We start from the raw sequence: 13,104 nt of genomic DNA, 5'->3' as shown, positions 1-13,104 counted from the left end.
ACGAGGCGTCTTATTCCTCTTCTTTGACCGGTGCAGGCGGTGGGCGCAAGCCGATTTCTGCCAGCAGCTTGATCTCTTTGCCGTTGCGCATTACCTGAATTGCCACCTTGTCGGTCGGCTTGATCCGCGCCACCTGGTTCATCGATTTGCGCCCATCACCGGCCGGTTCGCCGTTGATGCTGAGGATCACATCGCCCAGTTGCAGGCCGGCTTTCTGCGCCGGGCCGTCGCGGAAAATCCCGGCGACCACGATGCCCGGGCGCCCGGTCAAGCCAAAGGACTCGGCCAGCTCCTTGGTCAACGGTTGTACTTCGATCCCCAGCCAGCCGCGAATTACCTGGCCGTGCTCGATGATCGACTTCATCACTTCCATCGCCAGTTTCACCGGGATCGCAAAACCGATGCCCTGGGAGCCGCCGGACTTGGAGAAAATCGCCGTGTTGATACCGGTCAGGTTGCCATTGGCATCCACCAGTGCGCCGCCCGAGTTGCCCGGGTTGATCGCCGCGTCGGTCTGGATGAAGTCTTCGTAGCTGTTGAGGCCCAACTGGTTACGCCCGGTGGCGCTGATGATGCCCATGGTCACCGTCTGGCCCACCCCGAACGGGTTGCCGATGGCCAGTGCGACGTCACCGACGCGCAGGCCGTCGGAGCGACCGAGGGTGATTGAAGGCAGGCTCTTGAGGTCGATCTTCAGCACCGCGAGGTCGGTTTCGGGGTCGCTGCCGACCACGCGGGCCAGGGTCTCGCGGCCATCGCGCAGGGCGACCACGATCTGGTCGGCGCCGGTGGTCACGTGGTTGTTGGTGAGGATGTAGCCCTCGGGGCTCATGATCACGCCGGAGCCAAGGCTGGATTCCATGCGCCGCTGCTTGGGGCCGTTGTCGCCGAAATAGCGGCGAAATTGCGGGTCTTCGAATAATGGATGAGCGGGTTTGTTGATGACTTTCGTGGTGTACAGGTTGACCACCGCTGGCGCCGCGATAACGACAGCGTCCGCATAGGTCACCGGGCCTTGCACCACCGCGCTGGTTTGCGGCGCCTGCTGCAGGTTCACATCAAGGCTGGGTAAGCCCACCAACTGGGGGAAACGCTGAATAATCAGCATCGCGATCAGCACGCCAGCCAACAATGGCCATCCAAAAAAACGCAGTGCCTTGAGCATCAAGTAAGTCCTGACAGGTTGCAGGGGGCGGGAGAGCGCCCATAATGTCGCGCATTATACGAGGCTGCGAGCGCCTCGGAACGGGATATTTAGGAGTCTTTTATGGCCGTCCCCCTTACCACCCTCGTCGAGGAAGCGGACCGCTACCTCGGCAGTGCAAAAATTGCCGATTATTGCCCCAATGGCCTGCAGGTCGAGGGGCGCCCGCAGGTGATGCGCATCGTCAGCGGCGTGACCGCCAGCCAGGCGCTGCTGGATGCAGCCGTCGAAGCGCAGGCCGACCTGGTCCTGGTGCACCACGGTTATTTCTGGAAGGGCGAAAACCCCTGCATCACCGGCATGAAGCAACGCCGCCTGAAAACGCTGCTCAAGCACGACATCAGTCTGCTGGCCTACCACCTGCCGCTGGACCTGCACCCTGATGTCGGCAACAACGTGCAGCTCGCCCGCCAACTGGATATCACGGTCGAAGGCCCGCTGGACCCGAGTAACCCGAAGATCGTCGGCCTGGTCGGTTCGCTCTCCGAGCCGCTGTCACCGCGCGACTTCGCACGCCGGGTGCAGGACGTCATGGGCCGCGAGCCCTTGCTGATCGAAGGCAGCGAGATGATCCGCCGCGTCGGCTGGTGCACCGGCGGGGGCCAGGGCTATATCGACGACGCGATTGCCGCCGGCGTCGACCTGTTCCTGAGTGGCGAGGCGTCGGAGCAGACCTTCCACAGCGCCCGCGAAAACGACATCAGCTTTATCGCCGCCGGCCATCACGCCACCGAACGCTACGGCGTGCAGGCACTGGGCGATTACCTGGCGCGGCGTTTTGCCCTGGAGCATTTGTTCATCGACTGCCCCAACCCGATCTGAGCCATGCAACTGAACCCCTGTGGGAACTGGCTTGCCTGCGACGCAGGCAACTCGGGACATCCGGCACACCGAGTTGAAGCCATCGCCGGCAAGCCAGCTCCCACACCTGAACGCGTTGCACCCCAAACCACGAGGCATATTCATATACCGTTTCGATCTAGCTGGCTCCCTGAATAGAAGAAGGTGCTGTGCTAGCATGCCCCGCTCGAACACGGCCCGCTGGCCGTCCATAAGATCGTTTTTCCGTGAGTAACCATGGTCGACAAACTGACGCATCTGAAACAGCTGGAGGCGGAAAGCATCCACATCATCCGCGAGGTCGCCGCCGAGTTCGACAACCCGGTGATGCTCTACTCGATCGGTAAAGACTCCGCCGTGATGCTGCACCTGGCACGCAAGGCCTTCTTCCCGGGCAAGCTGCCGTTCCCGGTGATGCACGTCGACACCCGCTGGAAATTCCAGGAAATGTACAAGTTCCGCGACAAAATGGTCGAGGAGCTGGGCCTGGACCTGATCACCCACGTCAACCCGGATGGTGTGGCGCAGGGCATCAACCCGTTCACCCACGGCAGCGCCAAGCACACCGATATCATGAAGACCGAAGGCCTCAAGCAGGCCCTGGACAAACATGGTTTCGACGCCGCCTTCGGCGGTGCCCGTCGCGATGAAGAGAAATCCCGCGCCAAAGAGCGCGTGTACTCATTCCGCGACAGCAAGCACCGCTGGGACCCGAAGAACCAGCGCCCGGAGCTGTGGAACGTCTACAACGGCAACGTCAACAAGGGCGAGTCGATCCGTGTGTTCCCGCTGTCCAACTGGACCGAGCTGGATATCTGGCAGTACATCTACCTGGAAGGCATCCCGATCGTGCCGCTGTACTTCGCCGCCGAGCGCGAAGTGATCGAGAAGAATGGCACGTTGATCATGATCGACGACGACCGCATCCTCGAGCACTTGTCCGACGAAGACAAAGCCCGAATCGTCAAAAAGAAAGTACGTTTCCGTACCCTTGGCTGCTACCCGTTGACGGGCGCGGTGGAGTCCGAAGCCGAGACGCTGACCGACATCATTCAGGAAATGCTCCTGACGCGAACTTCCGAGCGCCAGGGCCGTGTCATCGACCACGATGGCGCAGGCTCGATGGAAGATAAAAAACGTCAAGGGTACTTTTAAGCTTCGAGTTACAAGCGGCAAGCTGCAAGTTAAAGGCGGTATGCGTAATTTTGCAGCTTGGTGCTTGCAGCCGGTTGTTGCGAGCCGCTACTGAGTGACTCGTGATGGACTTCGAGAAACTGGTTGTCTGGCAAAGAAGCAAGTGTCTAGCGGTGCAGATCTATAGCGAGTTTGCGGAGTGCGGGGATTTTGGCTTCAAAGATCAAATCACCCGGTCTGCACTTTCGGTGCCTTCCAATATTGCTGAAGGCATGGAACGTCGTAGCGCCAAGGAGAAAGCTTATTTTCTTTGGATTGCAAAGGCTTCTTGTGGGGAGCTACGAACTCAGATCTTCATCGGTTGTGACATTGCCTACATCGCCCGCCCGCTGGCTGAAAACTGGATTACAGAAACTCGCGAGCTTTCAAAAATGCTCTGCGGCCTGATCAACAAAATTTCTGACTAGCTGTACGCCGACAAGCTTGCCGCTTGAAGCTTACAGCTTGGAGCTTGAATGCAATGAGCCATCAATCTGATTTGATCAGCGAGGACATCCTCGCCTACCTGGGCCAGCACGAGCGCAAGGAAATGTTGCGCTTCCTGACCTGTGGCAACGTCGACGACGGCAAGAGCACCCTGATCGGGCGCCTGCTGCACGACTCCAAGATGATCTACGAAGATCATCTGGAAGCCATCACCCGCGATTCGAAGAAGTCCGGCACCACGGGCGATGACATCGACCTGGCGTTGCTGGTCGACGGTCTGCAGGCCGAGCGTGAGCAGGGCATCACCATTGATGTTGCCTACCGCTACTTCTCCACCGCCAAGCGCAAATTCATCATCGCCGACACCCCCGGCCATGAGCAGTACACCCGCAACATGGCCACCGGTGCGTCCACCTGTGACCTGGCGATCATCCTGATCGACGCCCGCTACGGCGTGCAGACCCAGACCCGTCGCCACAGCTTCATCGCCTCGTTGCTGGGGATCAAACACATCGTGGTGGCCGTCAACAAGATGGACATCAATGGCTTCGACCAAAGCGTATTCGAGCAGATCAAGGCCGATTACCTGAAGTTCGCCGACGGTATCGCCTTCAAGCCGAGCACCTTGGCCTTCGTGCCAATGTCGGCGCTCAAGGGCGACAACGTGGTGAACAAGAGCGAGCGTTCGCCGTGGTACACCGGCCAATCGCTGATGGAGATTCTCGAAACCGTCGAGATCGCCAACGACCGCAACTACACCGATCTGCGGTTCCCGGTGCAGTACGTCAACCGTCCGAACCTGAACTTCCGTGGTTTCGCCGGCACCCTGGCCAGCGGCGTCGTGCACAAGGGCGACGAAGTCGTGGTGCTGCCGTCGGGCAAGAGCAGTCGGGTCAAATCCATCGTCACCTTCGAAGGTGAGCTGGAGCATGCGGGGCCTGGCCAGGCCGTGACCCTGACCATGGAAGACGAGATCGACATCTCCCGTGGCGACTTGCTGGTGCATGCCGACAACGTGCCGCAAGTGACTGACGCCTTCGACGCCATGCTGGTGTGGATGGCCGAAGAGCCGATGCTGCCGGGCAAGAAATACGACATCAAGCGCGCCACCAGCTACGTGCCGGGTTCCATCACCAGCATCGTGCACCGCGTGGACGTGAACACCCTGGCCGAAGGCCCGGCAAGTTCGCTGCAGCTGAACGAGATCGGCCGGGTCAAGGTCAGCCTCGACGCCGCCATTGCGTTGGACGGCTATGACAGCAATCGCACCACCGGTGCGTTTATCGTCATCGACCGATTGACCAACGGCACTGTGGCCGCGGGCATGATCATCGCGCCGCCGGTCAACCATGGCGGCGCTGCGCAGCACGGCAGTCTCGCGCATGTGGCCACCGAGGAGCGCGCGTTGCGTTTCGGCCAGCAACCGGCCACCGTGTTGTTCAGCGGCTTGTCGGGCGCCGGCAAAAGCACCCTGGCCTATGCGGTTGAGCGCAAGCTCTTCGACATGGGGCGTGCGGTGTTCGTACTCGATGGCCAGAACCTGCGTCACGACCTGAACAAAGGTCTGCCGCAGGACCGTGCCGGGCGTACCGAAAACTGGCGGCGTGCCGCGCATGTGGCGCGTCAGTTCAACGAGGCTGGCCTGCTGACCCTGGCCGCCTTCGTTGCACCGGATGCCGAGGGTCGCGAACAGGCCAAGGCGCTGATTGGCGCCGACCGCCTGCTCACGGTCTATGTGCAAGCCTCGCCGCTGGTGTGCGCCGAGCGTGATCCGCAAGGCCTGTACGCCGCGGGTGGGGATAACATCCCTGGCGAGTCTTTCCCGTACGACGTGCCGTTGAATGCCGACCTGGTGATCGACACCCAGGCCCTGTCGCTGGAAGACAGCGTCAAGCAAGTGCTGGAACTGTTGCGTCAGCGCGGCGCGATCTAAACCTCGCTGCCACAAAAAAGCCCGCCACCGATGACTCGGTGACGGGCTTTTTTACATCCTCAAGATCAGGCTCAATCAATGTGGGAGCTGGCTTGCCTGCGATTGCTGACTGTCAGTTGATATATCAGTAATTGACCCACCGCTATCGCAGGCAAGCCAGCTCCCACAGGTTGATCATCTTTTGCCTGGGAATTCTGTGTGCAGTTTCTCCAACAACTGGTCCTTCTCTTCCCACAACCGGTTGATCCAGCCCTGAAACGCCAACCGATACTCCCCATCCTGCTCATAATTCTTGCCGATAAACTCAGCCGGAATCTGCACTTCTTCGAACTGCACGACCACCTCTTTCACGTTCCCGCAGAGCAAATCCCAATACCCAGGGCGCCCGGCAGGGTAGTGAATGGTCACGTTGACCAGTGACTTCAGCTGCTCACCCATCGCATCCAGCACAAACGCGATACCACCAGCCTTGGGCTTGAGCAGGTAGCGGAACGGCGATTTCTGCTGCGCATGCTTGCCGGGGGTAAAGCGCGTGCCTTCAGCGAAGTTGAAAATGCCCACCGGGTTGTCGCGAAACTTCGCACAGGTCTTGCGGGTGGTTTCCAGGTCTTTGCCTTTCTTCTCCGGGTGCTTTTCCAGGTACGCCTTGGTGTAGCGCTTCATGAACGGGAAGCCCAGCGCCCACCAGGCGAGGCCGATCACCGGCACCCAGATCAGCTCCTGCTTGAGGAAGAACTTCAGCGGGCGAATCCGTCGATTGAGCACGTATTGCAGCACCATGATGTCGACCCAGCTCTGGTGGTTGCTCGTCACCAGGTACGAGTGCTGATAGTCCAGGCCCTCAAGGCCTTTGATGTGCCAGCGGGTGCGTCGCACCAGGGTCATCCAGGCGTTGTTGTTGCTGATCCAGGCCTCGTGGGTCTGGTTCATCAGCCATTCGCTGAAGCGCTTGGCAAACGGCAGCGCCTTGAACAGCGCCACGATAAACAGGAACGAACACAGCAGGATCGTGTTCAGCGCCAACAGCAGGGACGCGATCACCCCGCGTACGGCGGCAGGTAGAAAATCCAGCATTTAGATATCCATAGGTCGGTTGGCGGCTTGGATCGCAGTCAGCGCGATGGTGTACACGATGTCGTCGACCTGGGCGCCGCGAGGCAGGTCGTTGACCGGTTTGCGCAGGCCCTGGAGCATCGGCCCCAGGCTGACGCAATCGGCGCTGCGTTGCACGGCCTTGTGGGTGGTGTTGCCGGTGTTGAGGTCCGGGAACACGAACACGGTGGCCTTGCCGGCGACCAGGCTGTCGGGCGCCAGTTGGCGGGCGACGTTTTCGTTGGCGGCGGCGTCGTACTGCAACGGGCCGTCGATCAGCAGCGAGCTTTGCTGTTCATGGGCGAGAAGGGTGGCTTCGCGGACCTTCTCCACTTCCTCACCGCTCGCCGAGTCGCCGCTGGAGTAGCTGATCATCGCCACGCGCGGAGTAATGCCAAAGGCGGCGGCCGAATCGGCGCTTTGCAGGGCGATTTCCGCCAGTTCGGCGGCGCTGGGGTGCGGGTTCATCACGCAGTCGCCGTACACCAGCACCTGCTCGGGGAACAGCATGAAGAATACCGACGACACCAGCGTGCAACCCGGTGCGGTCTTGATCAGCTGCAGGGCGGGGCGGATGGTGTTGGCCGTGGAGTGGATAACCCCGGAAACCAGGCCGTCGACCTCATCCAATGCAAGCATCATGGTGGCGATCACCACGGTGTCTTCCAACTGCTGCTCGGCCATCGGCGCGTTGAGGCTCTTGCTCTTGCGCAGGGCAACCATCGGCTCGACGTAGCGTTGACGAATCAGGTCCGGGTCGAGAATCTCCAGGCCTTCGGGCAATTCGATGCCCTGGGCGCGGGCGACAGCTTCCACATCCGCCGGCTTGGCCAGCAGCACGCAGCGTGCGATGCCACGCGCCTGGCAGATGGCCGCAGCCTGAACGGTCAGTGGTTCGCTGCCTTCGGGCAAGACGATGCGCTTGTTCGCGGCCTGGGCACGCTGGATCAACTGGTAGCGGAACACCGCCGGCGACAGGCGCATTTCCCGTGGCGTGCCGCAGCGCTGGTGCAGCCAGCGCGCATCGAGATGGCTGGCGACGAAATCGGTGATGATCTCCGCGCGCTCGCGGTCATCGATGGGGATTTCCTTGTTCAGGCTGTTGAGCTGGTTGGCCGTGTCGTAGGAACCGGTGCTCACCGACAGCACCGGCAGCCCAGCCTGGAACGCGCCGCGGCACAGCTCCATGATGCGCGGGTCGGGCAGGGTGTCGCTGGTCAGCAGCAGGCCGGCCAGCGGCACGCCGTTGATCGCGGCCAGGCTCACGGCAAGGATGATGTCGTCGCGGTCGCCCGGCGTTACCACCAGCACGCCCGGCTTGAGCAGCTCCACGGTGTTGCGCATGGTGCGCGCGCAGATGATGATCTTGGTCATGCGCCGGGTTTCGTAATCACCGGCATTGAGGATCTGCGCGCCCATCAGGTCGGCGACGTCGCGGGTACGCGGCGCGTTGAGTTCGGGTTGGTAGGGGATGCAGCCGAGCAGGCGGAAATCGCCGCTGCGCAACAACGGCGAATGCTCTTTCAGGCGTGCTGAAAAGGCCTCCATGCTTTCATCGGTGCGCACTTTGTTGAGGATCACACCCAGCACTTTCGGGTCTTTCGGGCCGCCGAACAGCTGGGCCTGCAGTTCCACGCGGCCGGAGAGTTCGGTGAGCACTTCGTTTTCCGGGGCCGATACCAGGATCACTTCCGCGTCCAGGCTCTTTGCCAGGTGCAGGTTGACCCGCGCGGCATAGCTGGCGCTGCGGGTCGGCACCATGCCTTCGACGATCAGCACGTCCTTACCGACGGCGGCCTGTTGATACAGGGTGATGATCTCTTCGAGCAGTTCGTCGAGTTGGCCGTCGCCGAGCATGCGCTCGACGTGGGCCAGGCCCAGCGGTTGCGGCGGCTTCAAGCCGTGGGTGCGGGCGATCAGTTCGGTGGAGCGTTCGGGCCCGGTGTCGCCGGGGTGCGGCTGGGCAATCGGCTTGAAGAAACCGACTTTCAGCCCGGCCCGCTCAAGGGTACGCACCAGCCCAAGGCTGATGGAGGTCAGACCCACACCAAAATCGGTGGGCGCGATAAAAAAAGTCTGCATGCGAATTCTCTGGAGGTGCATGGCTTCGGTGGCGCTCTATGCGTGAGTGCCTACCGGGAATCAGGCGCCAAGGTTATCGTTATTCGCGCACTTGCGCACACCAGCCGCAGGCAAAGGGCTGGCCTATTTTTTCCAGGCGTTGCGCGGGGTCCAGCACCCAGGCGCGGGACTGCCAGGGCGGTTGGTGGCGCAGGTGCTGGGTATGGCCACAAGACAGCTCGGCAACCCAGTGCTGGTCATCATCCTGGTGGAATCCGGTGATCGTCGCGACCGTTGATCGGTCCCGTCCGTCCGGGTTCTGTTCGCTTTCGGGCAAATCCTTGTTTAGACTTGTCCGTTCTTCATTCTTATGCAAAAGGTCTCGCCCCATGACGATCGCCGCTAACAAGGCTGTCTCCATCGACTATACCCTGACCAACGACGCTGGTGAGGTCATCGACAGCTCCGCCGGCGGCGCGCCGCTGGTCTACCTGCAAGGCGCAGGTAACATCATCCCGGGCCTGGAAAAGGCGCTGGAAGGCAAGAGCGTCGGTGATGAACTGACCGTTGCCGTAGAACCTGAAGATGCCTACGGCGAATACTCCGCCGAACTGGTCAGCACCCTGAGCCGCAGCATGTTCGAAGGTGTGGATGAGTTGGAAGTGGGCATGCAGTTCCACGCTTCCGCGCCGGACGGCCAAATGCAGATCGTCACCATCCGTGACCTGGACGGCGACGACGTAACCGTCGACGGCAACCACCCTCTGGCTGGCCAGCGCCTGAACTTCCAAGTGAAGATCGTTGCCATCCGCGACGCCTCCCAGGAAGAAGTGGCTCACGGCCACGTCCACGGTGAAGGCGGTCACCACCATTGATTGATGTTTGATCAATAGGTAGCAAAACGCCCCGACTGGTTCGGGGCGTTTTTTTTGTGCCTGAAAATCCAGCTGAGCACAGCTGCTTGTTCCAGCGGGCTCTTTATGCACCAGGCTTTTGTGGTGAGCGGGCTTGCCCCGCGTTGGGCTGCGTAGCGGCCCCATCAAGATCACCGCATTCCTCCAGTGGGACCGCGTCCTCTGGTTTTGGGGCCGCTACGCAGCCCAACGCGGGGCAAGCCCGCTCACCACAAAAAGCCCGCACAAACAAAAATGCCCCGGACCTTTCGGTTCGGGGCATTTCTTAACTGTTTCGCAACCGGGGTTGCGTTGCAGTTGTTACCACTTAGGCTGCAGCAGCGACGCTCAGAGCCTTGATGTGGCCATTCAGGCGGCTCTTATGGCGAGCGGCCTTGTTCTTGTGGATGATGCCTTTATCGGCCATACGGTCGATAACTGGCACGGCCAGAACGTAAGCAGCTTGGGCTTTTTCAGCGTCTTTGGTGTCGATGGCCTTAACTACATTCTTGATGTAGGTACGAACCATGGAACGCAGGCTGGCGTTGTGGCTGCGACGCTTCTCAGCCTGTTTTGCACGTTTTTTGGCGGAAGGTGTGTTGGCCACCGTCGAGCTCCTCGAAAGACTTTTTAGGAAATAGCAAACAAAATAGGCCGCGAATCATGCCGATGACTTGATGGGTTGTCAAGGGCGGCTGATGCGAACTGCTGAGTGGTCGATCTGAAGAGGCGGGTGATTTATTTCCGGCGCTTGACCTGTAAACTCGCGAGCTTTGGCTCTGTGCTGTTGCAGGCGCGCAGTATCGCATAAGTAGGCGCACAGTTCGCCTGCTCTTTATCTATAGGCGCAAACTCTTTCAATGAATCTGCTCAAATCGTTGGCTGCCGTCAGCTCTATCACGATGATCTCCCGGGTATTGGGGTTTGTGCGTGACACCCTGCTGGCGCGCATTTTTGGCGCCAGCATGGCCACGGATGCCTTCTTTATTGCCTTCAAGTTGCCGAACCTGCTGCGGCGTATCTTCGCCGAAGGTGCGTTTTCCCAGGCGTTCGTGCCGATCCTGGCCGAATACAAGACCCAGCAGGGCGAGGAGGCGACCCGTACCTTTATTGCCTACGTCTCGGGCCTGCTGACCCTGGTGCTGATGCTGGTGACGATCGCCGGCATGCTCGCCGCGCCCTGGGTGATCTGGGCTACCGCGCCGGGCTTCGCCAACACCCCGGAAAAATTCGCGCTGACCACCGATCTGCTGCGCGTGACCTTTCCTTATATATTGCTGATCTCGTTGTCGTCCCTGGCCGGAGCGATCCTCAATACCTGGAACCGCTTCTCGGTGCCGGCCTTTGTACCGACGTTGCTCAACGTCAGCATGATCATCTTCGCGCTGTTCCTCACGCCGTACTTCGATCCACCGGTGATGGCCCTCGGGTGGGCCGTACTGGCGGGTGGCCTGGCGCAATTGCTCTACCAGCTGCCACATCTGAAAAAAATCGGCATGCTCGTCTTGCCGCGCCTGAACCTCAAGGACACCGGTGTATGGCGGGTGATGCGCAACATGCTGCCGGCGATCCTCGGCGTGTCGGTCAGCCAGATCTCCTTGATCATCAACACCGCATTTGCCTCGCTGCTGGTCTCGGGCTCGGTATCCTGGATGTACTACGCCGACCGCCTGATGGAGCTGCCGTCCGGCGTACTTGGCGTGGCCCTTGGCACGATCCTGCTGCCCACGCTGGCGCGCACCTATGCGAGCAAGGACCGTCAGGAATACTCGCGGATCCTCGATTGGGGCCTGCGCCTGTGCTTTGTGCTGGTGCTGCCGTGCTCCCTGGCGCTGGGGATCCTGGCCGAGCCGCTCACCGTGTCGTTGTTCCAGTACGGTCAGTTCGATGCCCATGACGCCTTGATGACCCAGCGTGCGCTGATTGCCTACTCCGTCGGGCTGCTCGGGATCATTGTGATCAAGGTGCTGGCGCCGGGCTTCTATGCCCAGCAGAACATCCGCACGCCGGTGAAGATCGCGATTTTCACGCTGGTCGTCACGCAACTGCTCAACCTGGTGTTTATCGGCCCGCTGGCCCACGCCGGCCTCGCCCTGGCGATCAGCGCCGGCGCCTGCATCAATGCGGGCCTGCTGTTTTACCAGCTGCGAAAGCAGCAGATGTTCCAACCACAGCCTGGCTGGGGCATGTTTGCCCTCAAGTTGCTGGTGGCAGTGGCGGCAATGTCGGCGGTGTTGCTCGGGCTGATGCACTTTATGCCGGCCTGGGACGAAGGCCATATGCTGGAGCGCTTCATGCGCCTGGGCGTTCTGGTGGTGGCGGGCGTGGTGGTGTACTTCGGGATGTTGCTGCTGCAGGGCTTCCGCCTGCGGGATTTCAATCGCAAGTCCCTCGGATAGAGCGTTTGCCGCGATAAAACGGTTGTTTTATCGATTCGATCCATTTGGCCTGCGCTGTTGCCTGTCGTCCGGGGCCGGGTGTGGTTATAATCGACCACTTTATGAGCAAGAAGCGCGTTATGCAGCTGGTTCGAGGTCTCCACAACCTGCGCCCCCAGCATCGGGGCTGCGTCGCCACTATTGGCAACTTTGACGGTGTTCACCGTGGCCACCAGGCTATCCTGGCCAGGCTGCGCGAGCGTGCGGTCGAGTTGGGCGTGCCCAGCTGCGTGGTGATTTTTGAGCCACAGCCGCGGGAATATTTTACCCCCGAAACGGCGCCGGCCCGTCTGGCCCGCCTGCGGGACAAACTGCAATTGCTGGCCGAAGAAGGCGTGGACCGCGTCCTGTGCCTGGCCTTCAACCAGCGTTTGCAGAGCCTCAGCGCTGCCGAGTTCGTCGACCGGATCCTTGTCGATGGCCTGGGCGTGCAGCACCTGGAGGTCGGTGACGACTTCCGTTTTGGCTGCGACCGCGTCGGCGATTTCGATTTCCTGCAACACGCCGGTATCACCCAGGGTTTCACCGTCGAAGCCGCGCAAACCGTCGAGTTGGACGGCCTGCGCGTGAGCAGCACCCAGGTGCGTAATGCCCTGGCCGCTGCCGACTTCGCCCTGGCCGAGCGTTTGCTCGGTCGCCCGTTCCGCATTGCCGGACGGGTACTGCACGGCCAGAAGCTGGCGCGCCAATTGGGCACGCCAACCGCCAACGTGCAACTCAAGCGCCGTCGTGTGCCGCTGACCGGGGTTTACCTGGTCAGCGTCGACATCGATGGCCAATCGTGGCCAGGAGTCGCCAACATAGGCGTCAGGCCCACGGTTGCAGGTGATGGCAAGGCCCACCTGGAAGTTCATCTTTTGGATTTTGCCGGTGATTTGTATGACCGGCGTTTGACGGTGGTTTTCCACCAGAAGCTGCGTGAAGAGCAGCGTTTCGCCTCGCTTGAGGCGTTGAAAACGGCGATCAATGCGGATGTCGCCGCCGCCCGTGCACTAGCCGCACCTAGCGCCCATCGCTAACCGA

At 60.9% G+C, this 13,104-nt stretch carries 12 protein-coding genes; 7 read left to right on the top strand and 5 right to left on the bottom strand.

Annotation, left to right across the window (positions count from 1 at the left end):
* Window positions 1-10 precede the first annotated feature (10 nt).
* The gene (algW, locus tag C9990_RS27410; protein WP_065900528.1) at window positions 11-1,165 is read right to left on the bottom strand and encodes a Do family serine endopeptidase AlgW; all 1,155 of its coding nucleotides are present in this window, start codon (window positions 1,163-1,165) and stop codon (window positions 11-13) included.
* 102 nt (window positions 1,166-1,267) lie between these two features.
* On the opposite strand from algW, the gene C9990_RS27405 reads away from it, so the two are divergent.
* The 4 genes from C9990_RS27405 (at window position 1,268) to cysN (ending at window position 5,597) form a co-directional block, all read left to right on the top strand.
* Window positions 1,268-2,026 (top strand): Nif3-like dinuclear metal center hexameric protein, encoded by a 759-nt coding sequence (locus C9990_RS27405; RefSeq protein WP_065900529.1) that lies wholly within the window; start codon window positions 1,268-1,270, stop codon window positions 2,024-2,026.
* A 255-nt stretch (window positions 2,027-2,281) separates the two neighbouring features.
* On the top strand, window positions 2,282-3,199 hold the full coding sequence (gene cysD, locus C9990_RS27400; protein WP_005784641.1) for a sulfate adenylyltransferase subunit CysD: 918 nt from the start codon (window positions 2,282-2,284) through the stop codon (window positions 3,197-3,199).
* Between the two features lie 104 nt (window positions 3,200-3,303).
* Entirely contained in the window at window positions 3,304-3,645 is a 342-nt protein-coding gene (locus tag C9990_RS27395; RefSeq protein ID WP_065900530.1) for a four helix bundle protein, read from the top strand.
* A gap of 53 nt (window positions 3,646-3,698) precedes the next feature.
* Window positions 3,699-5,597 (top strand): sulfate adenylyltransferase subunit CysN, encoded by a 1,899-nt coding sequence (gene cysN / locus C9990_RS27390; RefSeq protein ID WP_065900532.1) that lies wholly within the window; start codon window positions 3,699-3,701, stop codon window positions 5,595-5,597.
* Between the two features lie 174 nt (window positions 5,598-5,771).
* Here the strand turns inward: cysN and C9990_RS27385 are convergent, their stop codons facing one another.
* The 3 genes from C9990_RS27385 to C9990_RS27375 all read right to left on the bottom strand — a co-directional run bounded on the left by C9990_RS27385 (window position 5,772) and on the right by C9990_RS27375 (window position 9,141).
* Window positions 5,772-6,671: an acyltransferase gene (locus C9990_RS27385; RefSeq protein WP_065900534.1), complete on the bottom strand. Its 900-nt coding sequence runs from the start codon at window positions 6,669-6,671 to the stop codon at window positions 5,772-5,774.
* Entirely contained in the window at window positions 6,672-8,771 is a 2,100-nt protein-coding gene (gene pta, locus C9990_RS27380; RefSeq protein WP_065900536.1) for a phosphate acetyltransferase, read from the bottom strand.
* A 79-nt stretch (window positions 8,772-8,850) separates the two neighbouring features.
* Complete coding sequence (locus tag C9990_RS27375; protein WP_106805194.1) at window positions 8,851-9,141, bottom strand: DUF3565 domain-containing protein; 291 nt, start codon at window positions 9,139-9,141, stop codon at window positions 8,851-8,853.
* Between C9990_RS27375 and C9990_RS27370 the strand changes: the two genes are divergently transcribed.
* Complete coding sequence (locus tag C9990_RS27370) at window positions 9,140-9,625, top strand: peptidylprolyl isomerase (protein WP_027606858.1); 486 nt, start codon at window positions 9,140-9,142, stop codon at window positions 9,623-9,625. The genes C9990_RS27375 and C9990_RS27370 overlap by 2 nt on opposite strands.
* 346 nt (window positions 9,626-9,971) lie before the next feature.
* Here the strand turns inward: C9990_RS27370 and rpsT are convergent, their stop codons facing one another.
* On the bottom strand, window positions 9,972-10,250 hold the full coding sequence (gene rpsT / locus C9990_RS27365; RefSeq protein WP_016976313.1) for a 30S ribosomal protein S20: 279 nt from the start codon (window positions 10,248-10,250) through the stop codon (window positions 9,972-9,974).
* Window positions 10,251-10,503: 253 nt separating this feature from the next.
* Between rpsT and murJ the strand changes: the two genes are divergently transcribed.
* Together murJ and ribF are read left to right on the top strand one after the other, a co-directional pair.
* Window positions 10,504-12,042: a murein biosynthesis integral membrane protein MurJ gene (murJ, locus tag C9990_RS27360; RefSeq protein WP_065900539.1), complete on the top strand. Its 1,539-nt coding sequence runs from the start codon at window positions 10,504-10,506 to the stop codon at window positions 12,040-12,042.
* 119 nt (window positions 12,043-12,161) lie between these two features.
* Window positions 12,162-13,100, top strand: a complete 939-nt coding sequence (gene ribF, locus C9990_RS27355; RefSeq protein WP_065900541.1) for a bifunctional riboflavin kinase/FAD synthetase — start codon at window positions 12,162-12,164, stop codon at window positions 13,098-13,100.
* Window positions 13,101-13,104 lie beyond the last annotated feature (4 nt).

The sequence above is a fragment of the Pseudomonas sp. S5D5 genome (genome assembly GCF_003013355.1).
Taxonomy (GTDB): Bacteria; Pseudomonadota; Gammaproteobacteria; order Pseudomonadales; family Pseudomonadaceae; genus Aquipseudomonas; species Aquipseudomonas aylmerensis.
This window is presented reverse-complemented; position numbering and strand designations above follow the sequence as displayed.

Bases quoted from the DNA above. Each gene is read 5' to 3' on its own strand.
- algW (WP_065900528.1), bottom strand. From the start codon at position 1,165: ATGCTCAAGGCACTGCGTTTTTTTGGATGGCCATTGTTGGCTGGCGTG.
- C9990_RS27405 (WP_065900529.1), top strand. From the start codon at position 1,268: ATGGCCGTCCCCCTTACCACCCTCGTCGAGGAAGCGGACCGCTACCTC.
- cysD (WP_005784641.1), top strand. From the start codon at position 2,282: ATGGTCGACAAACTGACGCATCTGAAACAGCTGGAGGCGGAAAGCATC.
- C9990_RS27395 (WP_065900530.1), top strand. From the start codon at position 3,304: ATGGACTTCGAGAAACTGGTTGTCTGGCAAAGAAGCAAGTGTCTAGCG.
- cysN (WP_065900532.1), top strand. From the start codon at position 3,699: ATGAGCCATCAATCTGATTTGATCAGCGAGGACATCCTCGCCTACCTG.
- C9990_RS27385 (WP_065900534.1), bottom strand. From the start codon at position 6,671: ATGCTGGATTTTCTACCTGCCGCCGTACGCGGGGTGATCGCGTCCCTG.
- pta (WP_065900536.1), bottom strand. From the start codon at position 8,771: ATGCAGACTTTTTTTATCGCGCCCACCGATTTTGGTGTGGGTCTGACC.
- C9990_RS27370 (WP_027606858.1), top strand. From the start codon at position 9,140: ATGACGATCGCCGCTAACAAGGCTGTCTCCATCGACTATACCCTGACC.
- C9990_RS27375 (WP_106805194.1), bottom strand. From the start codon at position 9,141: ATGGGGCGAGACCTTTTGCATAAGAATGAAGAACGGACAAGTCTAAAC.
- murJ (WP_065900539.1), top strand. From the start codon at position 10,504: ATGAATCTGCTCAAATCGTTGGCTGCCGTCAGCTCTATCACGATGATC.
- ribF (WP_065900541.1), top strand. From the start codon at position 12,162: ATGCAGCTGGTTCGAGGTCTCCACAACCTGCGCCCCCAGCATCGGGGC.